This is a genomic window from Candidatus Epulonipiscium viviparus (assembly GCF_030708075.1).
GTDB classification, from domain to species: Bacteria; Bacillota; Clostridia; order Lachnospirales; family Cellulosilyticaceae; genus Epulonipiscioides; species Epulonipiscioides viviparus.
In genome coordinates this window covers 955,633-967,143 of the sequence record NZ_CP117982.1, presented here as the reverse complement: position 1 = coordinate 967,143, position 11,511 = coordinate 955,633, and the positions used below count along the sequence as shown (strand labels likewise).

The window sequence follows — 11,511 nt, the reverse complement described above, 5'->3', positions numbered from 1 at the left end:
GCGGACTGAGTTGGTGAGTTCGCTATTTTTTTATGGCAAAATTAGGATTGTCAAATTTGTACGGATATGTTAGACTATATAAGTCAAAAATTATTTTGTTGTAAATTTGAAAAATAGAAAGGAATGAAGTTAATGTTAGTAACATCTAAAGAAATGCTTGAAGTCGCAAGAGATAATAAATACGCAGTTCCAGCAATCAATACTCAAGGCGGAAATTATGATATTATCTGGTCTATTTGTCGTGCAGCAGAAGAAATGAAGTCACCAATAATTTTGGCTCATTATGTAGCGACAGGTGCATACTCGGGGCAAGACTTTTTTGTAAACGTTGCAAAATGGTGTGCCAATAAAGTTAATGTGCCAGTAGCAATACACTTAGACCATGGATCTAGTTTTGAAATTTGCATGGATGGATTGAGAGACGGATGTACTTCTATAATGATAGACGGATCTGAATTGCCAGTAGAAGAGAATGCGGCTTTAACTCAGAGAGTTGTGGATGTTTGCCGATGTTTTAACGTACCAGTAGAAGCAGAGATCGGCGAGTTGCTAAGATTAGATGCACTTGGCGATGCTATTGAGAACAAAAACGTTGTTGATCCGCAAGATGTGAAACGATTTTTAGAGCTATGTAGTCCAGATTCTTTGGCGATTGGGATAGGAAATGCGCATGGATACTATAAAGGCGAACCGGACATAAGATTAGATGTACTGGAAAAAGTTCGTGAATTTACTAACATTCCTTTGGTTTTACACGGTTGTACAGGAATGAAAGAAGAGATAATCAAAAGATCTATAGAGTTGGGTGTCGCAAAGATTAATTTTGGAACGCATATTCGTTTTAAATACGTTGAGCACTATGCAAAAGCACTTGCAGAAGAACTAAATGGTCACTCTTTTAAAATATCTCAAAAAGCAAATGATCTCTTAACTGAGGATATTAAAGATATTATTCGTTTATCTGGATCTGAAAATAGAGTAAAATAATTTTTTAATTATAAAAGGAGAAGATTTCATGTATAAAGTAGGGTTTATTACAACAATGTCTGGAAGATGGCCAGAAGAATTACCAAGCAGAAGGCTCAAAGAGTACGGAGAATGGTTAGACGCAAACTTAAAAGACGTAGAAATCGTAAAATATGATCAAATAATTAACACTCCAGATATAACTTATAAAGCAGCAGAAGAGCTGAAGAAAGCCAATGTTGATATTATTGTTATGGTATATGGGGCATTCACAGGAGATGACATTTCGATCGCTATGGCAGAAAAAGTTGGTGTACCAGTTATATTGTGGGCACCATATGAAGAGAAATGGGACAAAAACGATCGTCTATACGCAAATGCGCTTGTGGCACTGACGATGAATGCGGCTTCGTTGAATAGATTGGAATTACCGTATCATGCGGTTTATGGTTCAAAAGAAGACGAGGTAGCTGCAAACAAAGTTAAGTCAATTGTTAATGCCGATAGAGTGATCAAAGTTCTCAAAAACACTTGCTTGGGATTATATGGATATCGTCCAACTGCCTTTTACAACTCTGCATTTGATGAAGGGCTAATTAGAAAGACTTTTGGAATTCGCATGGAAGAAACCGACCTTAAAGTAATTTTTGACAGAATGCAACAACTGGATCAAGAAGAAGTAGATAAAGATCGTGAATTTGTGAAGGCGACATATTTACAGGGAGATATTCCAGACGAACATTGGGAAAATCACTCTAGACTATATCTTGCGATGAAGCAAATTCAAAGTGAATATGCTTATCATTATGCAACAATCAAATGCTGGCCAGAAATGGGGCAATTGAAAACTACTCCATGTGGGGTACTAGGAAGACTTGCAGATGATGGCGTACACGTTGGATGCGAAGGCGATATTGATGCGATGATAGCGGCGATAATTCAAAATCAGCTTACTAAGCAACCGACATTTATAACTGATATGATAAATATTGATCCAAAAGAAAATACAATGACATTTTGGCATTGTGGAAACGCGGCAGGATCGCTACACAATAAAAAGTACCAAAGCACATTAGCAAATCATCCGTTAGCAGGGCAAGGAACAGCTCTTTGGGGGCCATTAAAGGCTGGTAATGTAACTATTGCAAGACTATGTAATATTCATGGAAAATACAAGCTTTTCGTTATGAAGGGTGAAGCAATAGATACAGATATACACACCAAAGGAACAATGGCACTTGTGAAGATAAACACACCGGTAAAAGAGGCAGTTGCTAGAATTATAGAAGAGGGCATACCGCATCACTACAGTGTTGTCTGGGAAGATGTTAGAGACGAGATGGTCGAAATTGCAAAGCATCTAAATATTGAAGTAATTGAACTGTAAATAAATGAAAAATCTGCCTCCTAATAATAAAGGAAAGGCAGATTTTTTTGTGTTAATTAGATTGTGAGTAACTTTTCATTGCTTTTTAATATATTGGTGAGAGGTTCCCCCATCAGTTCGAGGATGATGTTGAGAGATTTTAGCGTATCGGTAACGCCAAACATATCCGCACAAGCAAGGCAGGCTTTGACGATCACTCCAGCACGTTGCGCAATCTTGATTTTATCTTGGATCGCGGGATCCTCAGCAACCAGTTTTGCAGTAGCGCCCCATATAATTAGTTCTACTTCATCAAACCATTCTCGGGTTTTAGCGTTGGTAGCATACATAAAAACCATAGAATGAGCAGTTTGAGGATTATCATTGGTCCATAAAATATTTAGTTTATCTGTCAAGGTAGTGGCCTCCTAATTGTGTGTTGCCCATGATTGGGATTGACTTTGAATTAATTGCTTAGTTTTGAGAGATTCTTCCATTAAAAAGGATAAATATGCATCTTGCAAACCGTCTTTTAGAGAATATACTTCGGCGCCGCCAGCAAGATAATCACGCATTTTAAGCAAGCTATCAGCAACAGAAATTTCATCATCATTAAAACGTGCAGGCATAGTGGGATTTTCGTAAAGAATTTTATCGCCAAGGCTAACGCTGTGATTATATAGGCCGCTAATATTGTTAGTACCCAGATAATATAGATTGATTTCTTCTTGCACAGGTTTATTGTCTTTGTTAAGGTAGCGCACGGTCATGTCATTTACCTCGCCGCGCGTGCCTTGGATGGTAACGCGACGCGTGCGTATAGTAGAGAAATATTGATGGCTAGTGAAGTCGAAGATAGCCGCTTTACCATCATCAAATGAAAAGGTTACAAGATCTCGTTTTTGTTCTAAAATTTCACCATCATACGAAAAACCTTGGCGAGAATTTGTTTTGGTAACCTGATGGATAAATTGTTGCCCTAAAATAGAGCAGTTTTGCATATCAACTCCAAGGATTTTGCGAAAGATGCTTATAGCATGATACCCATGAAGTGCAGAAAGAGTGATATTTTGCACTTCACCAATAATGCCGGATTTGGTAATATTTAGCAAAGATTGATAAAATGGCCATAGGTGATATTGCTCTAATACTTGTACTTTGCCAGCCAGTTGTTGTTGTTTTAAATATAATTGATTGAGTTCCGCAGTGGTTTTGCCGGGCGGAGTTTCACACATAACGGGAACGCCTTTTTCCATCAATCGTATAATGTAATCTTTCATTATAGGACGTGGAATACATAAAATTACGAAATCGGGATTTAGGCTGAGTGCTTGATCGAGATCGACTGTCGCAAAGATACCGCGTTCGTGTTTAATTTGGTTGATGCGTTCTTGGCTTTTCACGACACCTGCAACAACTTGAAATTGGTTGGGGCTATATTTGGCTAAGTCATAAAAAAGCTGAGCCCGCCAGCCGTATCCGACAACTATATATTTAACCATTGAAAAGCCTCCTTATAGATCATAAATAAGATGTCCACGAGCATCGGACAACCTGTTTTTGAGTAAAGCAATGTCGTGCTCGGTAGGGGGTTTTGCTATTGCATCAGAATTTTCAACGCAGAATGAAAAATTTTCGAAGTTACCAGGAGGCACAAGCGATGTTGCTCCGATGGTTTGAGCATATCTTAAGGCAGCAATAGCGAACTCCGGCTCATCAGTAATTGGTTTGCACCAAGATTTTGGAAAGCGTGACGCCGCTTTTTCTGTTGGATCTAACCAAGCGCGATGTATAAGAGCCTTCATGCCTAGCATGCCAAACCCCTTCTCTTGTTGCAGTTCATGGAGTTTATTTCCAAATCCTCTAGCCATATTAAGAGCCCAGTTAGTAGGAAATAGAAGCGTATCAAAATCATATAGTTCAAACCCTCGTAAGGCAGCATATTCGCTGTGAACAGTAAGACCAATATTTTTTATGATGCCTTGTTCTTTGTAGTCTATAAGTAAAGGCATAAGTCCATCATCTGCAAAGGCCTTATCTGTATCGGCAGAATTCATTAAGCTGTGAAGTTGATAAACATCGAAATAGTCTGTTGCAAGCATTTCTAAAGAGGCTTCTATTTCGTATTTTGCCTCTTCTGCGGTGCGTTTATTGGTTTTACAAGCAAGGTAAATATCTTTGCGATAAGGAAGTAAAGATTTGCCTAATTTTTCTTGGGCATCACCGTAAGTGGGGGAAATGTCGAAATAGTTGACATGATTATCAATGGCATATGCAACATATTCATCAGATTTTTCTTGACCATCTTTCATCGAGACAATGCCACCATAAATAATTTTGGAGACATTCATTCCGGTTTTACCGAGAGCAGTTTTAATCATAAAAAAATTCCTTCCTATTAAATAGAGTAAAGTAAATAGAGTAAAGTAAATAGAGTAAATTTTGTAATTGAAGTTAATCAACCGTAAAGTATATAATAAGGGTTTTTGAGATGATATTGCAAGGCTCTATTTTTCGAAGTGTTGGTAGTCGGGATTAGTCCAATGACCGCCCCAGCTCCAACCGCGATTGATAAAAGCGTTATATACAGCATCTCCCTCCTTGATCATTCCCTTTGCGGCAGTATTTCGATTTATATAAGGAGCACCCTCGGCGGGATAGGCAACTCCTCGAATGACATGAGGATTAACTAGCGGGTTGATGTCTATAGCTTCGCCTAAGGCATGATTAGATAGAACAGTTGTTCCGCTAATAAAGCGATAATTGAATGCAGAAGTGTTATTATGAATCATAGAGGTGTAATCATCTGCATCATATTTATCTACGAGACTGATTTCTGCAATAGGGAATTGTGCAGCATAGATTTCTTGAAAAATTTCCATAACCTCTAGGGCTAAGTCTTTATGAACGACTAATATGCCAGTTCGAGTGGTAGCGTTATAATCTAGATAAGTAACAACTACCATAGATAAATTATCTGCCAAAGCTTCATTAGGAAGAGATTTATTGAGTATGAGATCTATTATAGGTGAAAGATCAGATACTAAAAAAATTGTATTATCTCCGAGTAAAGTATCTATAGAAACATAGGTGAGCCCATCGGAATGAATAAAGGGTGCGTGCTCTAAAGTATAAAGCTGTGCGTTGATATAATATTCTTTATGCCCTATTCTAAATCGTACCAGACTATCTTCTTTGCTTCCTAAAATACGTTTTTTTGATTCTTCATAAGTAACTGTATAGCCATTTTGTTCTAAAAGTTCACGTAATGAAAAATAAGTTGTATAATCTTTAACTAAAATATTTGCATATGTAGAGAAATTTAGTGCAATTATTAGTGCTAAAATTAACAATATTTTTTTTATCATAATTTAAACCTCCTTTATATGTATTATAATACATAAAATTATTGCTTGAAAAGGGGTGAAAATTAACAAAAATACATAAAAATAAAAAAAAACGAAAAAATGTTAAAATTATCCTTGTGCTTCTGGATAAAATGTGGTAAAGTTAGGTAAATTATAAAATATTGCGGAATATTATCGAAATATGGCGAAATTCAGAAAAATAAAAAAATATAAAAACAGAACGTAGTGTTTCTTAAATATGACGTGAAAAATCAGAGAAATATAAAATCAAAACATATTATTTCTCACTATGACAGATCAGAGAAATATAAAATGTGATGATGGTTTGAAAAATATACAAGATAAGGAGAAGAAATTATGAAGTATTATGGAGTAAATGAATTACGTGAAATGTATTTAAGATTTTTTGAAAAAAAAGGACATTTAAGATTAAAAAGTGCTTCTTTGGTGCCTGAAAATGATAAAAGTTTATTGTTAATCAATGCAGGAATGGCACCGTTAAAAGCATATTTTACAGGGCAAGAAGTTCCGCCTAGTAAGAGAGTGACAAGCTGTCAAAAATGTATCCGTACAGGTGATATCGATAATGTAGGAAAAACTGATAGACATGGAACTTTTTTTGAGATGCTAGGAAATTTTTCTTTTGGAGATTATTTTAAAGAAGAAGCTATTAGTTGGTCTTGGGAATTTGTAACTCAAGTATTAAAAATACCAAAAGATAGATTGTATGTTACTGTTTTTATGGACGATGATGAAGCAGCGGCTATTTGGCATGAACAAGAACATGTTCCTAAAAGTCATATTTTTTATATGGGTAAAAAAGATAATTTTTGGGAAGTTGGAACTACAGGTCCTTGTGGACCATGTTCTGAAATTTATTATGATAGAGGAGAAGAGTATGGTTGTGGACGTCGTAGTTGCACAATAGGATGCGATTGCGATAGATATATAGAATTTTGGAATTTGGTATTTACAGAATATAATAAAAATGAAGATGGTTCATATGATCCATTAAAGTTTCCTAATATTGATACAGGAATGGGCTTGGAGCGTATTGCTGCGATCATGCAGGGGGTTCCTACTTTATTTGATGTTGATACAATAAAAGTGATTAGAGACAAAGTCTGTGAGTTTGCAGGTATTGAATATGGCGATAACAAAGATGATGATGTATCGGTTAGAGTAATTACTGATCATATGCGTTCTATTGTATTTATGTTAGCAGATAAAGTGCACCCTTCTAATGAAGGTCGTGGATATGTTTTACGTCGTTTAATTAGACGTGCAATGCGACATGGAAGAATATTGGGAATTGAAAACCAATTTCTCGCAAACTTGGTTAGTATAGTTGTTGGAATATATGGAAATGAATATCCAGAATTAGAAGATCAACAGAGGTCTATCATAAGAGCTTTAATTATGGAGGAAGGAAATTTTGAAAAAACAATCAAAGAAGGATTAGGGATTCTTGGTGGATATATAGAAAGAATGATAAAAGAAAATAAAACTATTCTTGATGATGAGAAATGTTTTAAATTATATGATACCTATGGTTTTCCTTTTGAATTAACTCGTGAAATTGTAGAAGAAGAAGGGTTTAAGGTAAGCGAAGAAGGATTTTATAAAAAAATGCAAGCTCAAAAAGAGCAAGCAAGGGCAGCTCGTAGTGAATACACTTACATGGGCACTAAGATGGATGTACTTGAAACAATAGAAGTGGACCCTACTTTAGCGGACCCCTCTTTATTTAGAGGATATGTTACTCGAGAATTAGATACTAGTATTATAGCGATTATAGACGTGTCTGAAGAAAAAGGAATAGTATATGAGCATGTTGCTCAATTAAATGATATAAGGTATATTGCAACAGCGGAAACTCCATTTTTTGCAGAAAGTGGTGGACAAGTAGGTGATATAGGGACTATTACTTCGGAAACAGGAGAAGGTCTGATTACTAGAGTTATAAAAGATATTCATGGATGTATTATACACAGAGTAGAAATTGTAAAGGGGTATATTGATAGACATCAAAATGTTAATTTAAAAATAAATCAAGAAGTGCGTTTATCAGTAAGTAGAAATCATAGTGCTACGCATTTATTACAAAGTGCATTGCGAGAAGTTATTGGAAATCATGTTGAGCAAGCGGGTTCTAGCGTAAATAAAGATAGATTGAGATTTGATTTTACGAATTTTGAAGCACTTAAAAAATCAGAAATTAAGAAAGTTGAAAGATTAGTTAATCAAAAGATTTTCGAAGGACTTGAAATAGATACTTCTGAAATGTCGCTTTTTGATGCACAAACACAAGGTGCTATTGCGTTATTTGGAGAAAAATATGGAGATGTTGTACGTGTTGTGGATATGGAGGGCTACTCAATAGAGCTTTGTGGTGGAACTCATGTGACAAATACGTCACAAATTGGTTTATTTAAAATATTGTCTGAGTCAGGGGTATCTGCTGGAGTTAGACGAATTGAAGCAATAACTGGAATAATAGCAGTAGAGCACGGTCAAGAGATAGAAAATCAAATTGAAGAAATTGCTATAATGACAAAATGTCAAAAAACAGAAGTTGTTAAACAAGTAAAGAATTTAGTTGAATCTCTAGATAGTGCCAAAAAAGAAAATCAAAAATTAAAAACTGAAATAAATAAAATGATTGTGGAAAGCCGTGTTAATGAGGCTGTTGATATAGATGATGTTAAAGTGTTAGTTACTCAAGTGGATGGTAAGAGTATTGATGAAATGAAGGAAATGGGTGATATGCTTAAAAATCGCCTAAAGATTTGCATTATATTTCTTATGTCTATTGTAGAAGAGAAAGTAAATTTAGTGGCCATGACTACAAATGATCTGGTAGACAAAGGGGTTAATTGTGGAACGATCATTAAAAAACTGGCTCCGATTGTTAATGGTAAAGGCGGAGGGCGAGCTAACATTGCCCAAGGAAATGGGAGAGATCCAACAAAAATCAAAGAATTATTCACTAAAGCAATTGAAGTGATCAAAGAGTTTATAACGTAATTATTAATTAAAGTTTTTTTTAATATTTGATTGACACTTATGGTCAATAGCTGGTATACTAATTTTTGGAATTATTGGACTAAGGTCTAAGATTTCTAAAAAAAAATTGGAGGAAAGCATGAAAAAAAGTTTGGCAACAATTCGAGCAGAAGAAAGAAATTATTTTCAATCACCTAAATGGTTTTGTGATTTTGTAGAAAAACCGATCCAAGGTCTCGAAAGAGAAGAAGGTGTTCACAGACGTGACCCTAGTAGTATAATTAAAGTAGATAATCTATATTATGTATATTACACTAAGTCTTATGGCCCTCATGTAGGGTTCAATACAGGAGACTTAAATGCCAAAGTTTTTCCTTGGGATTATTCTGAAATTTGGGTTGCAACATCGGAAGATGGTTATGTCTGGGAAGAAAAGGGCGTGGCAGTAACTCGTGGTGAAGCTGGTAGATATGACGATAGAAGTGTCTTTACTGTTGAAGTTATGAAGTATAATGGAAAATATTATCTTGTATATCAAACAGTACAACACCCATATGTAAATAGAAGTTTTGAAAACATCGCTATTGCGTGGAGTGATAATCCTCTAGGGCCTTTCCAAAAGTCTGATGAGCCGATTTTACGTCCAACTGGCGATGGAATTTGGGATACTGAAGAGGACAACCGTTTCTTAGTAAAGAAAAAAGGTAGCTTTGATAGTCATAAAGTGCATGATCCTTTATTATTCCATTACAGAGACAAGTTTTATCTGTATTACAAAGGTGAGCCTATGGGTGAAGAAATATTCATGGGAGGTCGCGAAACTAAATGGGGTGTAGCTATCGCTGATAGCATAGAGGGACCTTATATTAGAAGCGAGTATAATCCTATAACTAATTCGGGGCATGAAACTTGTTTATGGCAATATAAAGAAGGTATGGCAGCGTTTTTAAGAACTGATGGCGTTGAAAAAAATACTTTACAGTTTGCAGAGGATGGTATTAATTTTCAAATCATGTCAGTAATTAAAGGGGGACCTGAAGCTTGTGGTCCATATAGACCAGACGAAATTATCACAGATGATCCTTTAGAGGGGATGAAATGGGGTATGTCGCATAGCTTGGGCAAACCAGGATGTCCTTATGGTTGCTTAGTTCGTTTTGATATCAATACTAAACAGCGTGATATTTATGCTGCTAGAAAAAAATACGAATAATAAATTGTATTCGATTTAGAAAAATTATTTGTTGTGATATCGAAATTTATCTTAATTTATTAATTGCTAATTTAGAAGGGAAGTTTATATCAATGATAGAATTAAAATGTTTAGTAGATGGCAAATTAGTTTCTGCGGCTGATGGTGCGGTAATCAAAGTAACCAGTTCATATGACGGTTCATTAGTTGGAACAGTACCAAGCTTTTCAAAAGAAGATGCAAGAGTATCTTTAGAAGCAGCGCAGGCGGCAAAAGACGCATGGGCAAGTCTGACTTTTGTTAAAAGAGCAGAATATGTGAGTGAACTTGCAGACATTATTGATAGACATAGTGATGAGCTTGTAAAATTATTGACAAACGAGCATGGCAAAACTTTAGCCCAAGCGCAAGGTGAAGTGGCAGTCTCAGCTAAATTCTTACGTTATGCAGTGGAATCTGCAAGACGTGTAGAAGGCGAAGTTATAACAAGCGAATTAGAAAACGAGCATGCATTTATTACTAGAGTTCCTTATGGAGTTGTTGTTGGTATTGTAGCTTGGAACTTCCCTCTTGCTCTTGCTGCAAGAAAAATCGGTAATGCTCTTGTTTGTGGAAATACGATGGTAGTTAAGCCTCCTTCTGAGACTCCACTTACAGTTATGAAATTTGCTGAATTTATTGAAAAAGAGAGTTCTATTCCAAAAGGCGTTCTAAGTTTTGTAACCGGTTCTGGACGCGTTTGTGGAGATGCTCTTGTTAGAAATGAAATTACTCAGTTGGTAACATTGACTGGTTCTACGGGAGCTGGAATTGAAGTATTTAAGGCTGCTGCAGAAAATGTTGTAGATGTGCATTTGGAGCTTGGCGGAAAAGCACCATTTATTGTAATGGATGATGCTGATATTGATAAAGCGGCGAGATGTGCAGCTGTGGCTAGATATGATAACTGCGGTCAAATTTGTACGTGTAATGAGAGAATGTATGTTCATGAAAAAGTATATGACGAATTTAAAAATAAGTTTGTTGAACATTCTAAAAAATATATCGTTGGCGATCCAACTGATGCCAATACCACTATTGGCCCAAAAGTTTCGAAAGCAGAAGTTGCAAAGCTTAAAGAAATGAAAGAAAAATCTATTGAACAAGGTGGAAAAGTAGTTTACGAAATGACTGCGGACAATGTACCTACAGCTGAGGGAAATTGGTTCTATCCTACTGTATTAGAAGTTTCGGATAATAAAAATATTTTGATGCAAGAAGAAATTTTTGGACCTATGGTTGCTATGATGAAGATTTCTTCTTTGGAAGAAGCTATTAAATATGCAAATGACTGCGAATATGGCTTATCTGCTTATTTGTTCTCTGATAGTGTAAAAAATGCTATGATTGCTACTCAAAAACTTGAATTTGGAGAGCTATATATTAATCGTGAAAATGGTGAATTATTAAATGGTTTCCATAATGGATATAAAAAGAGTGGTTTAGGTGGAGAAGATGGTAAGTATGGTCTTGAAGGCTATCTTCAAAAGAAAATGGTATATCTAAATTATAATTATTAATAAGCTGTTTTTTTTGGAAATATAAATTTATAAATCTCAGTTGCTTCAATTAAG

Annotated in this window: 9 protein-coding genes; 5 read left to right on the top strand and 4 right to left on the bottom strand. The window is 35.6% G+C overall.

What is annotated here, in order from left to right; all coding sequences use genetic code 11:
* Positions 1 to 132 precede the first annotated feature (132 nt).
* Positions 133 to 987, top strand: coding sequence for a class II fructose-bisphosphate aldolase (locus PCY70_RS03810; RefSeq protein ID WP_305768504.1), 855 nt, complete (start codon positions 133 to 135; stop codon positions 985 to 987).
* Positions 988 to 1,015: 28 nt separating this feature from the next.
* Positions 1,016 to 2,353, top strand: coding sequence for an L-fucose/L-arabinose isomerase family protein (locus PCY70_RS03805; RefSeq protein WP_305768503.1), 1,338 nt, complete (start codon positions 1,016 to 1,018; stop codon positions 2,351 to 2,353).
* A 56-nt stretch (positions 2,354 to 2,409) separates the two neighbouring features.
* Here the strand turns inward: PCY70_RS03805 and PCY70_RS03800 are convergent, their stop codons facing one another.
* From PCY70_RS03800 to PCY70_RS03785, 4 genes are all read right to left on the bottom strand, one after another.
* Complete coding sequence (locus PCY70_RS03800) at positions 2,410 to 2,748, bottom strand: DsrE family protein (RefSeq protein WP_305768502.1); 339 nt, start codon at positions 2,746 to 2,748, stop codon at positions 2,410 to 2,412.
* A 12-nt stretch (positions 2,749 to 2,760) separates the two neighbouring features.
* Positions 2,761 to 3,834 carry a Gfo/Idh/MocA family protein gene (locus tag PCY70_RS03795; RefSeq protein WP_305768501.1) on the bottom strand — a complete coding sequence of 358 codons (1,074 nt, stop codon included), beginning with the start codon at positions 3,832 to 3,834 and terminating at the stop codon, positions 2,761 to 2,763.
* Positions 3,835 to 3,846: 12 nt separating this feature from the next.
* Positions 3,847 to 4,713 (bottom strand): aldo/keto reductase, encoded by an 867-nt coding sequence (locus tag PCY70_RS03790; RefSeq protein WP_305768500.1) that lies wholly within the window; start codon positions 4,711 to 4,713, stop codon positions 3,847 to 3,849.
* Between the two features lie 126 nt (positions 4,714 to 4,839).
* On the bottom strand, positions 4,840 to 5,700 hold the full coding sequence (locus PCY70_RS03785) for a M15 family metallopeptidase (protein WP_305768499.1): 861 nt from the start codon (positions 5,698 to 5,700) through the stop codon (positions 4,840 to 4,842).
* 357 nt (positions 5,701 to 6,057) lie between these two features.
* On the opposite strand from PCY70_RS03785, the gene alaS reads away from it, so the two are divergent.
* From alaS to PCY70_RS03770, 3 genes are all read left to right on the top strand, one after another.
* A complete protein-coding gene (gene alaS / locus PCY70_RS03780; protein WP_305768498.1) occupies positions 6,058 to 8,727 on the top strand; it encodes an alanine--tRNA ligase in 2,670 nt (889 codons plus the stop codon).
* Positions 8,728 to 8,845: 118 nt separating this feature from the next.
* On the top strand, positions 8,846 to 9,919 hold the full coding sequence (locus PCY70_RS03775; protein ID WP_305768497.1) for a glycoside hydrolase family 117 protein: 1,074 nt from the start codon (positions 8,846 to 8,848) through the stop codon (positions 9,917 to 9,919).
* Positions 9,920 to 10,011: 92 nt separating this feature from the next.
* The gene (locus PCY70_RS03770; RefSeq protein WP_010168553.1) at positions 10,012 to 11,457 is read left to right on the top strand and encodes an aldehyde dehydrogenase; all 1,446 of its coding nucleotides are present in this window, start codon (positions 10,012 to 10,014) and stop codon (positions 11,455 to 11,457) included.
* Positions 11,458 to 11,511 lie beyond the last annotated feature (54 nt).